General features: G+C 48.1%; 21 protein-coding genes, 1 other RNA gene and 2 other annotated features. Of the genes, 17 read left to right on the top strand and 5 right to left on the bottom strand.

Annotated elements, in window-relative coordinates; translation table 11 throughout:
• Nucleotides 1–30 precede the first annotated feature (30 nt).
• The 5 genes from OTK50_RS08310 to OTK50_RS08290 all read left to right on the top strand — a co-directional run bounded on the left by OTK50_RS08310 (nucleotide 31) and on the right by OTK50_RS08290 (nucleotide 4,715).
• Entirely contained in the window at nucleotides 31–201 is a 171-nt protein-coding gene (locus tag OTK50_RS08310) for a YrzK family protein (protein WP_003152722.1), read from the top strand.
• Between the two features lie 60 nt (nucleotides 202–261).
• Nucleotides 262–494 (top strand) — a binding site (T-box leader).
• 63 nt (nucleotides 495–557) lie between these two features.
• Nucleotides 558–1,832, top strand: coding sequence for a histidine--tRNA ligase (hisS, locus tag OTK50_RS08305; RefSeq protein WP_224223705.1), 1,275 nt, complete (start codon nucleotides 558–560; stop codon nucleotides 1,830–1,832).
• A gap of 14 nt (nucleotides 1,833–1,846) precedes the next feature.
• On the top strand, nucleotides 1,847–3,625 hold the full coding sequence (gene aspS / locus OTK50_RS08300; protein WP_007408199.1) for an aspartate--tRNA ligase: 1,779 nt from the start codon (nucleotides 1,847–1,849) through the stop codon (nucleotides 3,623–3,625).
• A gap of 62 nt (nucleotides 3,626–3,687) precedes the next feature.
• Nucleotides 3,688–3,879: non-coding RNA, 6S RNA (gene ssrS / locus OTK50_RS08295), on the top strand.
• Nucleotides 3,880–3,950: 71 nt separating this feature from the next.
• Complete coding sequence (locus OTK50_RS08290) at nucleotides 3,951–4,715, top strand: ThiF family adenylyltransferase (protein WP_012118080.1); 765 nt, start codon at nucleotides 3,951–3,953, stop codon at nucleotides 4,713–4,715.
• A gap of 114 nt (nucleotides 4,716–4,829) precedes the next feature.
• Here OTK50_RS08290 and OTK50_RS08285 read toward each other — a convergent pair whose 3' ends face one another.
• The gene (locus OTK50_RS08285; RefSeq protein ID WP_029326053.1) at nucleotides 4,830–6,098 is read right to left on the bottom strand and encodes a replication-associated recombination protein A; all 1,269 of its coding nucleotides are present in this window, start codon (nucleotides 6,096–6,098) and stop codon (nucleotides 4,830–4,832) included.
• Between the two features lie 194 nt (nucleotides 6,099–6,292).
• Here OTK50_RS08285 and cymR point away from each other — a divergent pair, with 194 nt between their 5' ends.
• From cymR to OTK50_RS08245, 8 genes are all read left to right on the top strand, one after another.
• Nucleotides 6,293–6,709 (top strand): cysteine metabolism transcriptional regulator CymR, encoded by a 417-nt coding sequence (gene cymR, locus OTK50_RS08280; RefSeq protein ID WP_003152730.1) that lies wholly within the window; start codon nucleotides 6,293–6,295, stop codon nucleotides 6,707–6,709.
• An 18-nt stretch (nucleotides 6,710–6,727) separates the two neighbouring features.
• A complete protein-coding gene (locus OTK50_RS08275) occupies nucleotides 6,728–7,867 on the top strand; it encodes a cysteine desulfurase family protein (protein WP_082998785.1) in 1,140 nt (379 codons plus the stop codon).
• Nucleotides 7,868–7,903: 36 nt separating this feature from the next.
• Complete coding sequence (mnmA, locus tag OTK50_RS08270) at nucleotides 7,904–9,019, top strand: tRNA 2-thiouridine(34) synthase MnmA (RefSeq protein ID WP_224223704.1); 1,116 nt, start codon at nucleotides 7,904–7,906, stop codon at nucleotides 9,017–9,019.
• A gap of 87 nt (nucleotides 9,020–9,106) precedes the next feature.
• On the top strand, nucleotides 9,107–9,727 hold the full coding sequence (locus OTK50_RS08265) for a tetratricopeptide repeat protein (protein WP_088461189.1): 621 nt from the start codon (nucleotides 9,107–9,109) through the stop codon (nucleotides 9,725–9,727).
• An 18-nt stretch (nucleotides 9,728–9,745) separates the two neighbouring features.
• Nucleotides 9,746–12,124, top strand: a complete 2,379-nt coding sequence (locus tag OTK50_RS08260; protein ID WP_020956138.1) for an ATP-dependent RecD-like DNA helicase — start codon at nucleotides 9,746–9,748, stop codon at nucleotides 12,122–12,124.
• Nucleotides 12,125–12,242: 118 nt separating this feature from the next.
• Nucleotides 12,243–12,698 (top strand): PRC-barrel domain-containing protein, encoded by a 456-nt coding sequence (locus OTK50_RS08255; protein WP_044801637.1) that lies wholly within the window; start codon nucleotides 12,243–12,245, stop codon nucleotides 12,696–12,698.
• A gap of 12 nt (nucleotides 12,699–12,710) precedes the next feature.
• A complete protein-coding gene (locus OTK50_RS08250) occupies nucleotides 12,711–12,902 on the top strand; it encodes a hypothetical protein (protein ID WP_003152738.1) in 192 nt (63 codons plus the stop codon).
• Nucleotides 12,903–12,923: 21 nt separating this feature from the next.
• A complete protein-coding gene (locus OTK50_RS08245; RefSeq protein ID WP_003152741.1) occupies nucleotides 12,924–13,055 on the top strand; it encodes a YrzQ family protein in 132 nt (43 codons plus the stop codon).
• Between the two features lie 35 nt (nucleotides 13,056–13,090).
• Here the strand turns inward: OTK50_RS08245 and OTK50_RS08240 are convergent, their stop codons facing one another.
• Genes OTK50_RS08240 through OTK50_RS08225 form a run of 4 tightly spaced genes read right to left on the bottom strand, consistent with a single transcriptional unit; the run spans nucleotide 13,091 to nucleotide 16,049 of the window.
• Entirely contained in the window at nucleotides 13,091–13,747 is a 657-nt protein-coding gene (locus OTK50_RS08240) for an amino acid ABC transporter permease (RefSeq protein WP_224223703.1), read from the bottom strand.
• 18 nt (nucleotides 13,748–13,765) lie between these two features.
• Entirely contained in the window at nucleotides 13,766–14,416 is a 651-nt protein-coding gene (locus tag OTK50_RS08235; RefSeq protein ID WP_007612807.1) for an amino acid ABC transporter permease, read from the bottom strand.
• A gap of 56 nt (nucleotides 14,417–14,472) precedes the next feature.
• The gene (locus OTK50_RS08230) at nucleotides 14,473–15,300 is read right to left on the bottom strand and encodes a transporter substrate-binding domain-containing protein (RefSeq protein ID WP_224223702.1); all 828 of its coding nucleotides are present in this window, start codon (nucleotides 15,298–15,300) and stop codon (nucleotides 14,473–14,475) included.
• Nucleotides 15,301–15,320: 20 nt separating this feature from the next.
• Nucleotides 15,321–16,049, bottom strand: a complete 729-nt coding sequence (locus OTK50_RS08225) for an amino acid ABC transporter ATP-binding protein (protein ID WP_007408209.1) — start codon at nucleotides 16,047–16,049, stop codon at nucleotides 15,321–15,323.
• A gap of 220 nt (nucleotides 16,050–16,269) precedes the next feature.
• Between OTK50_RS08225 and OTK50_RS08220 the strand changes: the two genes are divergently transcribed.
• The 4 genes from OTK50_RS08220 to ruvX all read left to right on the top strand — a co-directional run bounded on the left by OTK50_RS08220 (nucleotide 16,270) and on the right by ruvX (nucleotide 21,075).
• The gene (locus tag OTK50_RS08220; RefSeq protein WP_007612803.1) at nucleotides 16,270–17,331 is read left to right on the top strand and encodes an AI-2E family transporter; all 1,062 of its coding nucleotides are present in this window, start codon (nucleotides 16,270–16,272) and stop codon (nucleotides 17,329–17,331) included.
• A gap of 43 nt (nucleotides 17,332–17,374) precedes the next feature.
• Nucleotides 17,375–17,582: a binding site (T-box leader), on the top strand.
• An 80-nt stretch (nucleotides 17,583–17,662) separates the two neighbouring features.
• Nucleotides 17,663–20,299 carry an alanine--tRNA ligase gene (gene alaS / locus OTK50_RS08215; RefSeq protein WP_224223701.1) on the top strand — a complete coding sequence of 879 codons (2,637 nt, stop codon included), beginning with the start codon at nucleotides 17,663–17,665 and terminating at the stop codon, nucleotides 20,297–20,299.
• A gap of 84 nt (nucleotides 20,300–20,383) precedes the next feature.
• A complete protein-coding gene (locus OTK50_RS08210) occupies nucleotides 20,384–20,650 on the top strand; it encodes an IreB family regulatory phosphoprotein (protein WP_012118070.1) in 267 nt (88 codons plus the stop codon).
• Between the two features lie 8 nt (nucleotides 20,651–20,658).
• Nucleotides 20,659–21,075 carry a Holliday junction resolvase RuvX gene (gene ruvX / locus OTK50_RS08205; protein WP_003152750.1) on the top strand — a complete coding sequence of 139 codons (417 nt, stop codon included), beginning with the start codon at nucleotides 20,659–20,661 and terminating at the stop codon, nucleotides 21,073–21,075.
• Nucleotides 21,076–21,088: the final 13 nt, after the last annotated feature.

Raw genomic sequence — 21,088 nt, 5'->3', positions numbered from 1 at the left:
TCATAAATACAGCGAAAAGGTGTGCAAATCATGAAATATCAACCAAAAATGGGACGCGCGCTGCACGATGCGGAAGGAAATCTGCATTTCAGTGATCAGAGCGATAGAGAAAAGGCGGGTTTTCTTGAAGAGACGGCGACGGAGTTCGGTCTCTTATCGAAAGAAGCGGTCGCAAGGAAAAACAGACGGAATAAAACTTGACAGGGGAGTGCAATCCCATTATTATAATAGAAATTGATGTACATAAGTCATGATAACGATTTTGAACCGATAATGGAGAAGAGTAGGTCAGAATGCATGGAGAAGAGAGGAACCGCCCCGGGCTGAAAGCGGATCCGCACTGCATCTTTCTCGAAACAACACTCCGGAGGTTCCCTGCTGAACGCTTTTGTAAGTCATTAGGCAGCGGACGTGAACCTGCGTTAAAGGTCAGAGCGGGGATGCTTCGGCATTCCAACTAGGGTGGCACCACGGGTATAACTCTCGTCCCTACTATACATGTATAGTAGGAGCGGGAGTTTTTTTATTTGAAGAAAGACATTAAGGAGGCCTGTAACATGGCATATCACATTCCAAGAGGCACACAGGACATACTGCCGGGTGAATCAGACAGATGGCAGTTCGTCGAACAAATTATGAGGGAGACGTGCCGCACTTATCAATATAAAGAAATCCGCACGCCGATCTTCGAACATACGGAATTGTTCGCAAGAGGCGTCGGTGAGTCTACAGATATCGTGCAGAAAGAAATGTACACGTTTGAAGACCGTAAAGGGAGAAGCCTGACGCTTCGGCCGGAAGGAACAGCCGCCGCAGTCCGCGCGTTCAATGAAAATAAATTATTTGCGAACCCGGTGCAGCCGACGAAGCTTTATTATGTCGGACCGATGTTCCGTTACGAACGTCCGCAGACGGGGCGTTTCCGCCAGTTCTATCAATTCGGAATTGAAGCGATCGGCTCCAAAGATCCGGCCGTGGATGCAGAAGTCATTGCGCTTGCGATGAGTATTTACCGTAAAGCCGGTTTGAAACATGTCAAGCTTGTGCTGAACAGCCTTGGTGACCAGGAGAGCCGCAAATCCTACCGGGAAGCGCTCGTCAAACATTTTGAACCGCGCATCGGAGAATTTTGCTCGGACTGCCAGTCGCGTCTGCACACAAACCCGCTCAGAATTCTTGACTGTAAGAAAGATAGAGAGCATGAACTGATGAAAACGGCTCCGTCCATTCTTGATTACTTAAATGAAGAATCAGCCGCTTATTTTGAGAAAGTAAAACAATACTTAAACCATCTCGGCATCCCGTTCGAAATAGATCCGAACCTTGTCAGAGGGCTTGATTATTATAACCATACCGCTTTTGAAATTATGAGCAATGCCGAAGGATTCGGAGCGATTACAACCCTTGCCGGCGGGGGCCGCTATGACGGGCTTGTTGAACAGATCGGCGGACCTGAAGCGCCGGGTATCGGATTTGCGATGAGCATCGAACGTCTGCTGGCAGCCATTGACGCTGAGAAAACAGAGCTTCCCGTCAATCAGGGGATTGACTGCTACATCGTGACGCTCGGAGAAAAAGCGAAGGATTATTCCGTTTCCCTCGTGTACAAACTGAGAGAAGCGGGCATCTCAAGTGAAATCGATTATGAAAATAAAAAGATGAAGGGCCAATTCAAAACGGCTGACCGTCTCGGCGCACGTTTTATTGCGATTTTAGGGGAAGATGAGCTTGCCCAGAATAAAATCAATGTAAAAGATGCGGAAACAGGAGAGCAGCGTGAAGTGGTGTTAGACGAGCTGATACAAGTGTTAAAGGCAGATCAAAAGCAGTGAAGGAGAGGAACGCTATGTTTGGAAGAACGTATTATTGTGGCGAGATAACTGAAAAAGCGATTGGCGAAACCGTCAAACTGAAAGGGTGGGTGCAGAAGCGGCGCGATCTCGGCGGCTTGATTTTCATTGATTTGCGTGACCGCTCGGGTATTGTGCAAGTCGTGTTCAACCCTGACGTATCGAAGGAAGCCCTTGCCGCAGCGGAAGCAATCAGAAACGAATATGTGCTTGATATCGAAGGCACGGTTTCTGCCCGTGAAGAAGGCACGGTGAATCCCAACCTGAAAACCGGTAAAATTGAAATTAAAGCTGAAGCGGTAACGGTGCTCAGTACGGCGAAAACGCCTCCGTTTCCGATCAGTGACCAGGCGGCTGACGTTTCTGAAGACGTCCGGTTAAAACACCGCTATTTGGATTTGCGCCGCCCGGCGATGTTTCAAACATTGCAAATGCGCCATCAAGTCACAAAATCCATCCGCCATTTCTTGGATGAAAACGGATTTCTTGATATTGAAACACCGATTTTAACAAAAAGCTCTCCCGAAGGCGCCCGTGATTACTTAGTGCCGAGCCGGGTGCATGAAGGAGAATTTTACGCCCTGCCGCAATCGCCGCAGATTTTTAAACAGCTTCTGATGGTGTCTGGCTTTGAACGGTATTATCAAGTGGCCCGCTGCTTCCGCGATGAAGACTTGCGTGCAGACCGCCAGCCGGAATTTACGCAGATTGATATCGAAATGTCCTTTATGAGTCAAGAGGACATCATGGCTCTGGCGGAAGAGATGATGGCGAAAGTCATGCTTGAAACAAAAGGTGTTGAAGTACCGCTGCCGCTTCCGCGAATGACATATGAAGAAGCGATGAACAGCTACGGTTCCGACAAGCCTGACACCCGCTTCGGCATGCTGCTGACGGACGTGTCAGACATAGTGAAAGATACTGAATTTAAGGTGTTCTCATCAGCCGTGGCAAACGGCGGCGTTGTAAAAGCGATCAATGTCAAAGGCGCTGCCGGCGACTATTCCAGAAAAGATATCGATGCGCTCGGCGTTTTTGCCGGAAATTACGGCGCGAAAGGTCTCGCTTGGGTGAAAGTTGAAGCTGACGGCGTAAAAGGCCCGATTGCGAAATTCTTTGATGAAGAGAAGCAGGCAAAACTGGCTGAAGCGCTTGATGCTTCTGAAGGCGATCTGCTCCTGTTCGGCGCTGATAAGTTTGAGGTTGTGGCTCAATCCCTCGGCGCGCTTCGCTTAAAGCTCGGCAAAGAACGCGGCCTGATTGACGAAAGCCTCTTCAACTTCCTGTGGGTTGTGGACTGGCCGTTACTGGAGCATGACGAGGAAGAAGGCCGTTTCTATGCGGCTCACCACCCGTTTACAATGCCTGTCCGTGAAGATCTTGACCTGATTGAAACGGCGCCTGAAGATATGAAAGCGCAGGCTTACGACCTTGTCTTAAACGGCTATGAACTCGGCGGAGGCTCAATCCGTATTTTTGAAAAAGACGTTCAGGAAAAAATGTTCGGGCTTCTCGGCTTTACAAAAGAAGAAGCGGAGGAGGAATTCGGATACCTTCTTGAAGCCTTTGAATACGGCGCCCCTCCGCACGGCGGAATCGCGCTCGGCTTAGACCGTTTGGTTATGCTTCTTGCAGGACGCACAAACTTAAGAGATACGATCGCTTTCCCGAAAACGGCAAGCGCAAGCTGCCTTCTTACGGAAGCGCCCGGCGAAGTGAGCGACGCCCAGCTTGAAGAACTTCACCTTTCTGTCAAAAGAAAAGTGAAACAGTAAAGATCAGCAGTTTGTTTCTTGAAAATCAAAATCTGCTGTGATATGATTTTGACAAGTTAAATAAAGTCCTGATGTGTTAGTTGTACACCTAGTTTTGACCGAACATTTTTTTGATTTGGGAGCCCGTATTTTTAAATGGCGTACATGCCTCTTTTCATTCGTTAAGAGGACTTACAAGATTTAAAAAAGGGCACCCACCTGCTGAGAGCGGGTTCAAAACGAAGGAAAGCTGCAACGGCACAATTGGGACTTTATTTTTTGTGCGCTAAAACCAGCGGCTTTTTGACAAGCCGAGTTTATAAAACCAGAATGTGGAGTGAGGTTCTTGTTACATCAGTTTTCCAGAAATGAGCTAGCGATTGGAAAAGAAGGGCTGGACACGTTAAAAAACAGCACGGTGGCCGTTCTCGGCGTCGGCGGAGTCGGTTCATTCGCAGCCGAAGCATTGGCGAGGTCCGGAGTGGGGCGGATCGTGCTTGTCGATAAAGATGATGTTGACATTACAAACGTAAACCGCCAGCTGCATGCGCTCTTGTCGACGGTGGGACAGCCGAAAACAGACTTGATGAAAGCACGGATCGCGGATATTAATCCGGATTGCGATGTCGTCGCCTTAAAAATGTTTTATACAGAAGAGACATATGAGCAGTTCTTTGAGTATCCGCTTGATTACGTCATTGACGCGTCGGATACGATTCATTATAAAATTCATCTGATGAAAGAATGTCTGAAACGGAATGTTCCGCTGATTTCAAGCATGGGAGCGGCGAATAAAACAGACCCGACACGCTTTCAGATTGCTGATATTTCAAAAACCCATACCGATCCGATTGCCAAAGTCGTCCGCACAAGGCTTCGCAAAGAGGGCATTAAAAAAGGCGTACAGGTCATTTTTTCTGATGAAAGCCCGATCGTCATCCGTGAAGACGTCAGAAAAGAAGTCGGGAATGATGAAGCGAAAATCCGCAAAGCGCAAATGCCGCCGTCTTCCAACGCCTGGGTTCCGTCAGTGGCCGGTCTGATTATGGGCGGACATGTTGTCATGGAGCTCTTAAAGGACATCGACATTAAACGGGTTAAAGATAAATAAAAAGAAAAACAGCCTTCTTCAGGAAAGGCTGTTTTTTATTTGAATCCGCCGTTTACACGAAAGATTTTGGCCGGTATCAAAAAAGACAAGAACACATAGGGTGTCCTTGTCCGGTTATTTTTTCTGCTTCATCAGTTTTTCATACACTTGCTTTATGGCTGCTTCAAATTTCCCCGTTTGTTTCGGTTTATAGTATTGCTTGTTTTTTAACGGATCAGGCAAATATTGCTGTTCGACCCATCCGTTCTCGAAATCGTGAGGATATTGATAGCCGATCCCGCGTCCCAGCTCTTGGGCCCCTTTATAGTGGGCGTCTTTTAAATGTTTCGGCACATCGCCGATTTTACCCGTCCTGATGTCTTTGAGCGCCTCATCAACGGCTGAGATGGCGGAGTTTGATTTTGGCGAGAGGCATAATTCGATTACCGCATTGGCCAGCGGAATTCTCGCTTCCGGAAAGCCGATCCGTTCTGCGGTCTGAATCGCGCTCAGCACCCGGGGGCCTGCCTGCGGGCTTGCGAGGCCGATATCTTCATAGGCGATCACGAGAAGCCTTCTTGATATGCTTTCAAGATCGCCGGCTTCGATCAGACGGGCCAGATAATGAAGGGCGGCGTTTGCGTCCGAGCCTCGGATCGATTTTTGGAAGGCGGATAAGACGTCATAATGCGCATCGCCGTTTTTATCATGAGTATAGCTTTTTTTCTGCAGACATTCTTCCGCTGTTTCCCGTGTAATCCGGACCGTGCCGTCGCTTGATTCCTTTGTGGAGAGCACGGCAAGCTCCAGTGCGTTCAAAGCGGAGCGGACGTCTCCCCCGCACCCTTGTGCGAAATGATCCATCGCGTCGTCGTCCACCGAAACGCTGTAAGAACCGAGTCCTCGGTGTTCATCTGTGAGCGCTCTTTTCAATGCCTGCTTGATCAGATCGGGTGTTAACGGTTCAAGCTCAAATATCTGGGTTCGGCTTCTGATGGCCGGGTTAATGGCATGATAAGGGTTGGCGGTCGTTGCGCCGATTAAAATAATCATGCCGTTTTCTAAATAGGGCAGCAGAAAATCCTGCTTTCCCTTATCAAGCCTGTGCACTTCGTCAAGGATTAAAATGACCTGGCCTGACATTTTCGCTTCCTGTACGACAATCTCCATGTCTTTTTTATTATGAATGACGGCATTCAATTTCCTGAATGCGATGCTTGTCGATCCTGCGATCGCTGTGGCGATGGATGTTTTTCCGATGCCCGGCGGTCCGTACAGGATCATGGATGATAAGTGCTTTGCACGCACCATTCTGCCGATGATTTTATCTTCTTTGACCAAATGTTCCTGGCCGATAATGTCTTCAATATTGGCAGGCCGCATCCGATACGCCAGTGGTTTCATGAACATCTCTCCTTACATATACAGGGTAACGGAAAACGGACGATTAGAAAAGCGAATTGCGGCGGGCCCCGTGTTTCAATGAAAATTAGGATAAGTTATGTTATAATAACAGTTGGTCTATAAGATACTAAACAGATTATTCATATCCATTTACTTGTATAAATTAACAATTAGAATTGACTGGGGTGTTCATATTGAAAATATCGACAAAGGGAAGATACGGGCTCACCATTATGATTGAATTGGCGAAAAAGCACGGAGACGGTCCGACGTCGCTCAAAAGCATCGCCCAAACAAACAGCCTTTCTGAGCATTACTTGGAACAGCTTGTATCACCGCTTAGAAACGCCGGACTCGTAAAAAGCATCAGAGGCGCTTACGGGGGTTACGTGCTCGGGGGCCAGCCTGAAGAGATAACGGCCGGAGATATTATCAGAGTGCTGGAAGGGCCGATCAGCCCGGTAGAAGTGCTTGAGGATGAAGAGCCTGCCAAGCGGGAGTTATGGATCCGCATCCGCGACGCTGTAAAAGACGTGCTGGACAGCACGACGTTAGAAGACCTTGCGAGCTACACGGACGGCGAGCAGGAAGCTTATATGTTCTATATTTAAACCAGAGGTGTACAGACAATGGAACGGATTTATTTAGATCATGCCGCGACTTCCCCGATGGATGAGCGTGTGCTCGAAGAGATGAAGCCCCATTTCTTCGGCAGTTTCGGCAACCCGTCAAGCATTCATTCATTCGGGAGAGAATCCCGGAAATGGGTCGATGAAGCGAGAGCGGACATCGCGCGCGAAATCAGTGCGAAAGAACAGGAAATTATTTTCACAAGCGGCGGCACGGAGGCTGATAATTTAGCGATTTTCGGAACGGCTGCCGCCCGGAAGAATGAAGGAAAGCATATCATTACGACCGCTGTTGAGCATCATGCTGTATTGCACGCCTGCGAAAAGCTGGAAGAAGACGGCTTTGAGGTGACATACCTCATCCCCGGCCCTTCAGGACGGATCAGTGCAAATCAGGTGAAAGAAGCGCTCCGTGATGATACAATCCTTGTTACCGTCATGTATGGCAATAACGAAGTCGGTACCATTCAGCCGATTGACGAAATCGGAGAGCTGTTAAGCGGGCATCAGGCCTATTTTCACACAGATGCCGTCCAGGCATTCGGTTATATGCCGATTGACGTGAAAAAAAGCAGAATTGACATGCTGTCTGTTTCCGGTCACAAGCTTAACGGGCCTAAAGGGACAGGCTTTTTATATGTAAATCAAGAGGTGAAGCTGTCACCGATTCTTCTCGGGGGAGAGCAGGAACGAAAGCGCCGCGCGGGGACGGAAAATGTACCGGGCATCGCCGGCTTAAAAGAAGCGGTCGTCCTTTCAAACCGTGAGAGGGAAGAGAAAACAGCGAAGTATAGGGAGTTTAAGAACATCATCATGAGTACGCTGGAAAAATCCGGCGTCACAGCGGAGGTGAACGGAGATGCCGAGAAATGCCTGCCTCATATTTTAAACCTTTACTTTCCCGGTGTGCCGGTGGAAGCGCTGCTGGTCAATCTTGACATGGAAGGCATTGCCGTCTCCAGCGGATCTGCTTGTACAGCGGGATCCGTTCTTCCGTCCCATGTGCTTACGGCCATGTTCGGAAGTGAGAGCGGCAGGCTGACTTCGTCAATCCGCCTCAGCTTCGGCCTCGGCAATACGGCGGAACAAATCGAAACAGCCGCCGAAAAGCTTGCCGCCGTCGTTAAACGGCTTGCTTAAAACGGCGGACTTACGTTTTTAATGGAGTGAATGCAAATGGAAAAACGGCCGGAGGATACAAGAGTCGTAGTCGGCATGTCCGGCGGCGTGGACTCTTCCGTGGCGGCCCTTCTGCTGAAGGAGCAGGGCTACGATGTAATCGGAATCTTTATGAAAAACTGGGATGATACGGACGAAAACGGTTTTTGCACGGCGACGGAAGATTATGAAGACGTCATCCGGGTCTGCAACCAGATCGGAATTCCGTATTATGCCGTCAATTTTGAAAAGCAATATTGGGAAAAGGTATTTCAATATTTCCTTGATGAATATAAAGCCGGAAGAACCCCCAATCCGGATGTCATGTGCAATAAAGAAATTAAGTTTAAGGCTTTCTTGGATCATGCTCTGTCACTCGGCGCGGATTATCTTGCGACGGGCCATTACGCCCGCGTGGACAGAAGCGCAGGTACAGTGCGCATGCTCCGCGGCCTGGATGAAAACAAGGACCAGACTTATTTTCTGAATCAGCTCAATCAGGAACAGCTCAGCAAAGTCATGTTCCCGATCGGTGATCTGCAAAAAAGCCGCGTGCGGGAAATCGCCAAAGAAGCGGAACTTGCGACAGCTGCGAAAAAAGACAGCACGGGAATCTGCTTTATCGGCGAACGCAACTTCAAAACGTTTCTCAGCCAATATCTCCCCGCTCAGCCGGGCGATATGATGACAATGGACGGAGAAGTAAAAGGGCGTCATGACGGTCTGATGTATTATACAATCGGACAGCGCCACGGTCTTGGAATTGGCGGAAGCGGCGAGCCGTGGTTCGCCGTCGGTAAAGATCTTGAAAAAAACATTCTGTATGTTGATCAAGGATTCCATAATCCGCTTCTGTATTCCGATAAGATCACGGCGACAAATGTCAGCTGGACGCGTCCCGGTCTGATGGGCGGCGGCGAAATGACATGCACGGCGAAATTCCGCTACCGTCAGGAAGATCACAAAGTAACGGTGAAAATGACGGGTGATGATGAAGCGGTAGTCATTTTTGACGGGCAGGTACGCGCAGTTACGCCGGGACAAGCCGTCGTTTTTTATGACGGAGAAGAGTGCCTCGGCGGCGGAACGATAGATGACGTCTATAAAGACGAAACAAAATTGTGGTACGTATAATACATGTAAAAAACCTCAACTCGCATGTTGGGGTTTTTTAGCGAAAGGAAGTTAAAAATGGATTATAATAAAATCGGGATTGACGCCATGCAAGAGGGCGATTTTGAAAAAGCGGCAGAGGCTTTTACGAAAGCGATTGAGGAAAACGGGCAAGATCCGGTGCCGTATATCAACTTCGCAAATCTGCTTTCTTCTGTGAACGAACTCGAACGGGCGCTTGCATTCTATAACAGAGCGCTCGAATTGGACAATTCGGCGGCAGCCGCTTATTACGGTGCGGGAAACGTATATGTGATGAAAGAATCGTTTTCCGAAGCGAAGGATATGTTTGAAAAAGCGCTTCGCTCCGGAATGGAAAACGGAGATTTGTTTTATATGCTGGGGACCGTTCTCGTTAAATTAGAGCGGCCGAAGCTTGCACTGCCGTATTTGCAGCGTGCCGTTGAATTAAACGAAAATGACACGGAAGCACGCTTCCAGTTCGGAATGTGTCTCGCAAACGAAGAAATGCTGGATGAAGCTCTGGCGCAGTTTGAGACGGTGATCGAGCAGGACCCAAGCCACGCGGACGCATTTTATAATGCTGGGGTCGCTTACGCGTACAAAGAAAATCGTGAAAAGGCGCTTGAGATGCTGGAAGGCGCAATCGGCATACAGCCTGATCATATGCTTGCGCTTCATGCGAAACAGCTTATCACCCAGTCATAACAAAAGGAGGGAAGGCTCGTGGATCAGCTGAACATCGAAGAACAGCCGTATGTAAAAGGCGTCATTCATACGGTCATTTATCACAATGACACCAACCTGTATACAGTGCTGAAAGTCAAAGTTGCAGAAACGTCTGAGGCGATCGAAGACAAGGTCGTATCCGTAACGGGCTACTTCCCTCTGCTGCAAGAAGATGAGACCTACACATTTTACGGAAAAACCGCCACGCATCCTAAGTTCGGCCTGCAATTTCAGGCTGAACACTTTAAAAAAGAAATTCCGACCACAAAAGAAGGGATCATTCATTACTTATCAAGTGATCTGTTTGAAGGAATCGGAAAAAAAACGGCGGAAGAAATCGTCAAAAAGCTCGGAGACGGCGCGCTCAATAAAATTCTGACGGATGCGTCGGTGCTTTACGATGTGCCGAAAATGTCGAAAAAGAAAGCGGATAAGCTTGCCGGAGAGCTGCAGCGGCATCAGGGGCTTGAGCAGATTATGATCTCTCTGAACCAATACGGTTTCGGGCCCCAGCTATCAATGAAAATATATCAGGCCTACGAAACGGAAACCCTGGAGAAAATTCAGGAAAATCCTTATCAGCTTGTAAAAGACGTTGAAGGCATAGGCTTTGTGAAAGCTGACGAGCTGGGCGGAAAAATGGGTCTGTCAGGAAACCACCCGGAGCGGATCAAAGCGGCAATCTTATATACGATTGAATCGACCTGTCTTTCAGAAGGCCATACGTACATAGAGACAAAGCAGCTGATTATCAATACGCAAACGCTCCTGAATCAGTCAGCTGAAGGCGGCCGCGTCACGGAAATGGATGCGGCTGACGGCATCATCGCCCTCGGGGAGAGTAAGGATATAGTCATTGAAGGAGAGCGCTGCTATTTTCCGTCCTTGTTTTACGCCGAACAAAATGTCGCAAAACGCGTGCTCGACATTGCGGCTCAGACGGAGTATGCCGATCAATTTCCTGAATCGGAATTTCTGCTTGCACTCGGTGAACTGGAAGAACGGATGAATGTTCAATACGCACCAAGCCAAAAGGATGCCATTCAAAAAGCGCTGTCTTCACCGATGCTTTTACTGACCGGAGGACCTGGGACGGGGAAAACGACCGTTATTAAAGGAATCGTGGAATTATACAGTGAACTGCACGGAGTATCGCTTGACCCCGGTGATTATAAAAAAGACGAGGCGTTTCCGGTGCTGCTTGCCGCGCCGACGGGAAGAGCCGCAAAACGGATGAGCGAATCTACGGGTCTGCCGGCTGTTACGATTCACAGGCTGCTCGGCTGGAATGGCGCTGAAGGCTTTACCTACAATGAAGATCAGCCGATTGAAGGGAAACTGATCATTATAGACGAAGCGAGCATGCTCGATATCTGGCTCGCCAGCCATTTGTTTAAGGCGCTTCCTAAGCACATTCAGCTCATTGTCGTCGGTGATGAAGACCAGCTTCCTTCAGTAGGACCGGGGCAGGTGCTCAGAGACCTTTTAGCTTCTGAGGTGCTGCCGACCGTGCGCCTGACAGATATTTACCGTCAGGCTGAAGGATCATCCATTGTGGAACTTGCGCATGATATGAAAAAAGGACTGCTTCCAAAGGGGCTGACCGCGCCGACAAAGGACCGCTCATTTATCCGCTGTAATTCTTCACAGATTAAAGAAGTCGTGGATCAGGTCGTCTCGAACGCTTTAAAAAAGGGGTATACCTCCAGGGATATTCAAGTGCTTGCCCCGATGTACAGGGGAAAAGCGGGAATTAACGAGCTGAATATGCTTCTTCAAGACATCATGAATCCGCCGAAAGAAAAAAGGCGGGAGCTGAAATTCGGTGATGTCGTCTACAGGACGGGCGATAAAATATTACAGCTTGTCAACCAGCCGGAAAACAATGTGTTTAACGGCGATATCGGCGAAATCGTGTCCATTTTTTATGCCAAAGAAAATACGGAAAAAGAAGACATGGTCGTCGTCTCGTTTGACGGCAACGAAATCACCTTTACGAAAAAGGATTTCAGCCAGTTTACCCACGCTTACTGCTGTTCCATTCATAAGTCGCAGGGAAGCGAATTCCCTATTGTCGTCCTGCCTATCGTCAAAGGCTACTATCGAATGCTCAGGAGAAATCTGCTTTATACCGCCATAACAAGGGCGAAAAAATTTCTGATTCTTTGCGGAGAAGAAGAAGCGCTTGAATGGGGCGTCAAAAACAATGATGCCACCGTCAGACAGACGTCGCTTAAAAACAGGCTCACAGAGCAGACTGAAGAGATGGATGCAGAACTGGCCGCCCTGCAAAAAGAGCTGCCGTTCAGTGTATATGATGCAAACATCGGAATGGAAGGCATCACGCCGTTTGACTTTATGGAAGAAAAAGCGTAAATAAAACCCGGAGCATAAACATGCGCCGGGTTTTCGCCTGTGGAAGTCATTTCAAAGTATGCTGCCCGGCTTCTTGGCAAAACCTATACGTGTTCAACAAAAGGTGGTTGATCACACTTTGAGAACATGCCATGCAGCTGAAGGACGAACAGTATATGACGAAAACGGGCGCAGTCTCGGGATGATATCGGATGTATGTTTCTCTCTGGACGGCCGGTTTCTCGGTTTCGTGTTGGAGCAGAAACGCCTGTTTCACAACCGCCATCTTTTTTTAGAGGCAAGTGATATAAAAGAGATGGAACAAGAAGCCGTAGCTGCCGGTCATGCTCATTTGCAGCCTTTGCCGAAGAGCTGTTTCACCTTTGAACAGATTAAGATGCAGCCGGTGAAATCGCCCGATGGTGAAATGTTCGGTTTGCTGGAAGATGTATACTTTTGTTTGGACAAGGGCATAATCGTAGCATATGAACTCTCGGACGGCTTCTTTTCAGATCTGGCTGGCAGACGCCAAGTGCGCCGCGCCGCCGATACGCTTATTGAAGCGGGGAAAGAAGGCATCGTCCTGAACGGATAAGAGGTGTAGTCTGTGCTTGTATGTCCGAACTGCAAAAGTAAAGATATCGGCAAAATCGGCGTAAACCAATACTATTGCTGGGGCTGCTTCATTGAGCTGACGGTGGCCAAAGGCAAAATTGCGACACATCAAGTAGAGGAAGACGGCACATTAAGCAGTCTTGATGATTTGTTTTCTGAAGACGAACGCAGTATCAATTTTTAAAGTTGAAAGGAGATACGCGCGATGGGCAGAACAATGACCTCTCTGTTGGCTTTAGGAGCTGGAGCCGTTATGTATCGTATGGCTTCTCAGTCCGATATGCTGAATAAAAAAGGTATGAAACGGATGAGAAGACGAGTCATGAAAATGTTTTAAGCAGAAAAAAGGATACTTCTCCGGAAGTATCCTTTTTACGTTTGTCTCGTTTCCAGCCGTCTGGCCGCGATAGACAGGCTGTAATTGACCGCGAAATACATCAGGGCCGCCAGCAGAAAGATCGGGAAAAAATATCCCCCGTCAGCGCTTTGTCCGTTTAAAATCTGCGCGTTATGAATCAGTTCGGGCAGAGCGATGACGACCGCAAGTGACGTATCCTTTAATAAAGAAATAAACTGGCTCACAATCGGAGGAACCATACGCCTGAGCGCCTGCGGCATGACGACGAGAAAAAGAGTTTGCGTGTACGTCAGTCCTGAAGAACGCGCAGCTTCAATCTGTCCTTTGTCAACGGATTGCAAACCGCTTCTGATGATTTCTGACAGCATGGCAGATTCAAAAATCGTAAGCGCCGTGATGGCGGCCGCGGTAATTTCCAGTTTGATCCCGATTTCCGGAAGGGCAAAAAACGTAAAGAAAATGATTAATAACAGCGGCAGGTTGCGGATGGTTTCCACAATGGCCGCTATACTGCCCGAGACGATAGGGATTTTCGCATAGCGCAAAGTGCCGGCGGCAAGCCCGAAAATAAAACTCAGGACAATGGAGATCAGCGCAACATAAAGTGTGACCAAAAAGCCGTCCCATAAAAACAGCAGATGGTCAGGTGTATAGGCGCCGCTAAAATCCATGTTTTTCACTCTCCTTTTCTAATAACTCTTTCCGAGACGTCTTTCCAAATAGTGAACCCCGATGCTGAGCGGGATCGTTAATATCAAATAAAAAAGCGCGACGAAAATATAGACATCAAACACGACAAGAGTGCTTGAGGAAACGAGATCCGCCTGATACATCAAATCGAGTCCCGCCACCACTCCGAGTATTGATGAGTTTTTGACAAGGTTGAGAAATTGGTTTCCGAGCGGCGGAATCACGATTTTTACGGCCTGAGGAAGAATGACGTATCTCATCGCCTGACTGTAGGTGAAGCCTGACGATCTGGCCGCTTCCATCTGCCCTTTGGAGACAGTCTGAATTCCGGCTCTGATGGCTTCTGCGATAAAGGCGGACGTATAAATCGTAAGCGCAATCGTTCCCGCCTGAAAGCCGTCCAGTCTCAGCCCGGCGTTCGGAAGTCCGAAATAAAAAACGAATGTGATGAGGAGAAGCGGGATGTTCCGGATAAATTCCACATACGCAGTGCCGATCCATTGAAGGGGTTTGAAAGCCGTGATTCTCATGACTGCGATCAGAACGCCCAGCGCAAAACTGCCTGCCAGCGCGACGAAGCTCGCAAGCAATGTGTGCAGGAAACCGTCCATATACATATCGAAGTTTTCCGTTAAAATTGAAAAGTTCATCTATGTCACTCCTTATAAAACGGGGATGAGCATAGCTGCTCATCCCGCGGTCCTTTCTATTTTGCCGGTTCTTCTTTAATCCATTTTTTATAGATTTTTTCGTACCTGCCGTCGGCTTTCATTTTTTTCAAAGAGGCGTTGATTTCCTTGATGAGTCCGGATTGGCCTTTTTTGACGGCGATTCCGTAAGGTTCATCGGTGAAGGTTTCGCCTGTCAGCTGATATTGTTTATTTTCATCTGCCATGCCGTATAAAATCGCATTATCGGTTGTGAGCGCATCTCCCTGTCCCGCTTTTAGCGCAGTGAACGCTTCGGCGTAATTTTCAAATTCCAGCACTGAGGCGTCAGGCGCTTTTTCTCTGATGTTTTGTGAGGAAGTAGAGCCTTTTACCGCCAATACTTTTGAGCCTTTTCCCAGGTCTTCGGTGCTTTTGATGCTGCTTCCTTTTTTGACGAGCAGGGATTGCCCGGCTTCAAAATAAACATCTGAGAAATCAACTTCTTTTTTCCGCTCATCCGTTATCGTCATCGTGGCGGTGATGGCATCGATATCGCCGTTTTGCAGCATCGGAATTCTCGTTTTTGACGTCACTTCTTTAAATTCCGCTTTCTTCTCATCCCCCAGAATATCTTTTGCGAGCTGTTTTGAGATATCAATATCGAAGCCTTCAATATCACCAGAGCTTGGGTTTTTCAGCCCGAATAACCTCGTGTCGGTTTTGACGCCGAAGATGATTTTGTCTCTGTCTTTAATAGAGGCTAACGTGTCTTTTCCCGTTCCTTTTGAATCCCCGGACGTTTCTTTCCCTCCGCAGGCTGCCAGCATAAAGATGGCCAGCAGTGATATCAATCCGAATGACAACCATTTTGTTACGCGTGACATAAGCGCTCCTCCGTTTCTTTTCAGTGATTTAAAATACGGCTTAAGAATAAACGCGCCCTCTCTTCACGGGGGCTTTCGTAAAATTCAGCCGGTGCAGCTTCTTCTAAGATGGCTCCGCCGTCGATAAACACGATGCGGTCCGCCACTTCTTTTGCGAATCCCATTTCATGTGTGACGACTGCCATGGTCATGCCTTCCTTTGCGAGTGTTTTCATGACATCCAGCACTTCCCCGATCATTTCCGGATCAAGCGCGGATGTGGGTTCATCAAACAGCATAATTTCGGGCTTCATCGCAAGCCCCCTGGCGATGGCGACACGCTGCTGCTGGCCGCCCGAAAGCTGTGAAGGATAAGCGTCCGCTTTTTCCGGTATACCGACTTTTTTCAAATAGTATAAGGCCGTTTCTTTTGCTTCTTCTTTTGATTGCTTAAGCACTTTGATCGGTGCGAGCATGATGTTTTGCAGAACGGTTTTGTGCGGGTACAGATGAAAATGCTGAAACACCATGCCGATATTGCGGCGGACCTTATTTATATCCGTTTTCTTGTCATGGATGGAGACGCCGTTTACCGTTAAGGCGCCTCCATCAACTGTTTCCAGCTGATTAATGCAGCGGAGAAGCGTGCTTTTTCCCGATCCTGAAGGTCCGATGATAACGACGACTTCCCCTTTTTTAATGTGCAGATTAATGTTTTTCAGCACGTGGAAATGTCCGTAGTGCTTATTTACATCCTGAAATGAAATCATGGCCATCCTCCTTAAAAAAACATGAGTCATATTGACTGGACAGTTTTTGAAATCCTTTAACACATTACGATGGTTATACAGATTTTTATGAATATTATTTAGATTATTTCGTAATTTCTGATAATTATTTCCGTCAAGAGGTCTGCGTCATAAGGCGGAGTTTATGAAACGGGAATAATTCCGGCTTTCTGTCAAAAGATAAAGCAAGAGGTGAAACGTCATGCTTCAAAAACCGCTGCAGCTCTTAATGTGGACGGCTGTATGTCTGCTCGTTTTGTTAACAGTGTATGTCTTTTGCATGCTCGATATGTTATGGTCTCCCATTTGGCTTGTTATAAAATCTCTCTTTATTCCTATATTCATCGCAGTATTTATTGCTTATCTTTTACTTCCGATTACTGAATGGCTTCATAGAAAAGGGATGCCTAGAACTTTAAGCCTGCTTCTGATTTATTGCCTGTTTTTCGGCGGAATCGGCTGGGGGGTTTATAAAGGGGTTCCTGTTTTAATTGAACAGCTGCAGGATCTGTCTGAGAGCATTCCCGGTCTTGCCAAAAACTACAACAGTATGCTGAAGCATCTGCATAATCACACGGATCATTGGCCTGACGGCATGCACCATCGGATGGACAAAATGATTCAGCAGACAGAAACGTTTCTTGCCGGCACGATTGAAAGCACGATCAGAAGCATCCGTTTCGTGCTTGATTATATCCTGATCGCGGCGACGATTCCTTTTCTCGTGTTCTATATGGTGAAGGATATAGACGTCATGAAAAAGACAGTCTGGTATTTGACGCCGAAGTCCTGGAGAAAAAGGGGGAGTGAATTTCTGCGGGATGTGGACGACTCTCTCGGTGATTACATCCGCGGTCAGCTTCTCGTTTGTTTTTTGCTCGGGTTAATAGCCGGCGTTTCATTTTGGCTGTTCGGGCTTCCTTACCCGCTGATTTTGGGTCTTGCCATCGGGATTACGAATGTCATCCCGTATTTCGGTCCGTTTATCGGCGCTGTACCGGCGCTGCTCCTTTCGCTGGCGATTTCTGCTAAAGCTGTGATCATCGTAATCGTCACCATTTTTATTCTGCAATTTATAGAAGGAAACATTTTGAGCCCGCTTATTGTCGGGCGCAGTCTCAGAATGCACCCCGTCGTGATCATGCTGGCGCTCCTTGCCGGGGGAGAGCTCGCGGGCATTCCCGGCATGATTCTCGCTGTACCGGCGGCAGCCGTTTTAAAAGTGACGGCCATACACTTTTTGCGGATCAGGACGGAACATTGACATTCGGGTTCTGCTTGTCTATAATTTCGAGTAGAATACATACGAATCTCGAGTGACGGATATGAGTACGCCGAAGCCCTGTTTAAGAGAGAAGCTCCGATACGCTGAAAGGAGCTTCAGCAGAAGATCGGCGGAAGCTAATCCTGAGTGCAGTTAAAGGCTGCCGCAGTCCTGCGTTACGGGATGAAAGGTGACAGGCCTTTTTCGGCCTGTAATCAGGGTGGTACCGCGAGACAGCTCTCGTCCCTGTGTGAACGCATGGTTTGCATAGGGAGAGAGCTTTTTTGCTGTCGCAAAAGAGAATTTCGGGTAGTGATAAGGAGGAATATAGATGAAACACTTAACTTCTGCTGAAGTGCGTCAAATGTTTTTAGATTTTTTTAAAGAAAAAGGCCATGCCGTTGAACCGAGCGCCTCATTGGTTCCGCATGAAGATCCGTCTTTATTATGGATCAACAGCGGCGTTGCGACGCTGAAAAAATACTTTGACGGCCGCGTTGTGCCGGAGAATCCGAGAATTGTAAACGCGCAAAAATCAATCCGAACAAATGATATTGAAAATGTGGGGAAAACGGCGCGCCACCACACGTTCTTTGAGATGCTCGGAAACTTTTCCATCGGTGATTATTTTAAAGAAGAAGCCATCACGTGGGCATGGGAGTTTTTAACGAGCGAAAAGTGGATCGGCTTTGATCCGGAGCTGCTGTCTGTAACGGTTCACCCTGAGGATGAAGAAGCTTATACGCTATGGGCGGAAAAAATCGGCGTTCCGGAAGAAAGAATCATTCGTCTGGAAGGGAACTTCTGGGATATCGGCGAAGGCCCGAGCGGACCGAATACGGAAATTTTCTATGACCGCGGCGAGAAATACGGCAATGACCCGTCAGATTCTGAATTGTATCCGGGCGGCGAAAATGATCGTTATCTTGAAGTATGGAACCTGGTATTCTCAGAGTTCAACCACAACCCGGACGGCACGTACACACCGCTTCCGAAGAAAAACATTGATACGGGCATGGGGCTTGAACGGATGGTCTCCGTGATTCAGGACGTCCCGACAAACTTTGACACTGATTTGTTTATGCCGATTATTGAAGCAACAGAGCGCATTTCCGGAGATGCTTACGGAAAGGATGCAGTGAAGGATACGGCCTTTAAAGTGATCGCCGATCATATCAGAACGGTCGCATTTGCGGTAAGCGACGGAGCTCTGCCGTCAAATGAAGGGCGCGGGTATGTACTGAGACGCCTCTTGCGCCGGGCAGTGCGATACGCGAAAACCATCGGTATCAGCCGTCCGTTTATGTACGAGCTGGTACCGACTGTTGCAGGAATTATGGACGCTTTCTATCCGGAGGTGAAAGAAAAGCAAGAGTTTATCGCCAAAGTCATCAAAACGGAGGAAGAGCGATTCCACGAAACATTAAACGAAGGTCTGGCCATTTTATCCGACGTGATAAAGAAAGAGAAGGAAAAAGGCAGCGGCATCATCTCCGGAAAAGACGTATTCAAACTGTACGATACGTACGGATTCCCGGTTGAATTAACGGAGGAATACGCGGAAGATGAGCAAATGAAAGTTGACCATAAAGGCTTTGAAGCCGAAATGGAAAAACAGCGTGAACGGGCGAGAAATGCGCGCCAAGATGTAGGAAGCATGCAGGTTCAGGGCGGGGCATTGCGCGACATTACCGCAGAAAGCACATTTGTCGGCTACAGTGCCGTAAAAGCTGAAGCGAAGGTGATCGAGCTCCTTCAAGACGGGCAATTAATCAGTGAGGCGCATGAAGGGGATACCGTCCAAATCCTTCTTGACAAAACGCCTTTCTATGCTGAAAGCGGCGGACAGATCGGTGACAGAGGAGTGCTGAGAAGCGAGCAGGCTGTCGTAACCATTAAAGACGTGAAAAAAGCTCCGAACGGTCAGCATGTACACGAAGGCACGGTGGCTAGCGGCACGATTCAAAAAGGCGCAAGCGTGACGGCTGAAGTTGAAGATCAAATGAGAAGCGGCGTGGTGAAAAACCATACGGCAACCCATCTTCTGCACCAGGCGCTGAAAGACGTTCTCGGCACACATGTCAACCAAGCGGGTTCACTCGTTACCGAAAATCGCCTGCGTTTTGACTTCTCTCATTTCGGTCAAGTGACGAAAGAAGAACTTGAACGCATTGAAGGAATCGTCAACGAAAAAATCTGGGAGAGCATTCCGGTAGCGATTGATTTGAAACCGATCAATGAAGCGAAAGAAATGGGCGCAATGGCCCTATTCGGCGAGAAATACGGCGATATCGTCCGCGTCGTACAAGTCGGAGATTACAGCCTTGAGCTTTGCGGCGGATGCCATGTCACGAATACGGCAGAAATCGGTCTGTTTAAAATCGTATCCGAATCAGGGATCGGCGCAGGGACGCGAAGAATCGAAGCCGTAACAGGAAAAGGCGCTTATCAGGAAATGAACAGCCAGCTCAGCCTTCTGCAGCATGCTGCGGACGAGCTGAAATCAAACGTAAAAGACGTACCGAAGCGAATTCAGTCTCTTCAAGCGGAGCTGAAGGAAGCGCAAAGAGAAAATGAATCATTGCTCAGCAAACTTGGCAATGTGGAAGCCGGAGCCATTCTGTCTAAAGTAAAAGACATCGGCGGCGTAAAAGTGCTGGCTGAAAAAGTAAATGCGAAAGACATGAACCACCTTCGCACTATGGTGGATGATCTGAAAGCGAAGCTCGGTTCTGCAGTCATCATTCTCGGCGCCGTGCAAAATGAGAAAGTCAACCTTTCAGCAGGCGTGACGAAAGACCTGATCGAAAAAGGCCTTCATGCCGGCAAAATGGTCAAACAAGCGGCTGAAGTCTGCGGAGGAGGAGGCGGAGGCCGTCCGGACATGGCGCAGGCCGGCGGAAAGCAGCCTGAAAAATTGGAAGAGGCGCTGGCATCTGCGGAAGATTGGATAAAATCCGTTTTATAATCCTTTCAACTAGTGTAGAATGATGATAAGATGAGGACCTCAGGCTGAACTTTGCCTGCGAATTTGGGAAAGAGGTGCAAAACGGTGAGCTCGTTTGATAAAACGATGAAATTTAATTTCTCCGATGATTCTGCTGAAACAAACGTCGAAGAAGTGCTGAATACGGTATATGATGCGCTTCAGGAAAAGGGGTACAATCCTATCAACCAGATTGTCGGATACTTGCTGTCTGGAGATCCTGCATACATTCCTAGGCATCGCGACGCCCGGAACTTAATTCGCAAACTGGAACGTGACGAATTAATTGAGGAATTGGTAAAATCCTATCTAGAACAGCATAAAGAGGCGTAAATACATTCATGAGAATATTGGGACTTGATCTTGGAACGAAAACACTCGGCGTAGCTTTAAGCGATGAAATGGGCTGGACCGCTCAGGGCATTGAGACGATAAAAATAAACGAGGCTGAAGGAGATTACGGTCTGGACCGTTTATCCGAGCTGATGAAAGACTATAATGTAGAGAAGATCGTGCTCGGTTTTCCGAAAAACATGAACGGGACGATCGGTCCGAGAGGCGAAGCCAGCCAAACATTTGCGAAACTGCTTGAAACAGCGTACAATGTCCCTGTTGTGCTGTGGGACGAGCGTCTGACGACGATGGCGGCTGAAAAAATGCTGATCGCGGCTGACGTCAGCAGGCAAAAACGAAAAAAAGTCATTGATAAAATGGCGGCTGTCATGATCCTTCAAGGATATCTGGACAGTTTAAACTAAGAGGTGAAAAGAA

The sequence above is a fragment of the Bacillus sp. NEAU-CP5 genome, from assembly GCF_026420705.1.
Classification (GTDB): domain Bacteria; phylum Bacillota; class Bacilli; order Bacillales; family Bacillaceae; genus Bacillus; species Bacillus velezensis.
Note: the sequence above shows the minus strand (reverse complement) of the source record. Positions and strands in the feature narration are given on the sequence as shown.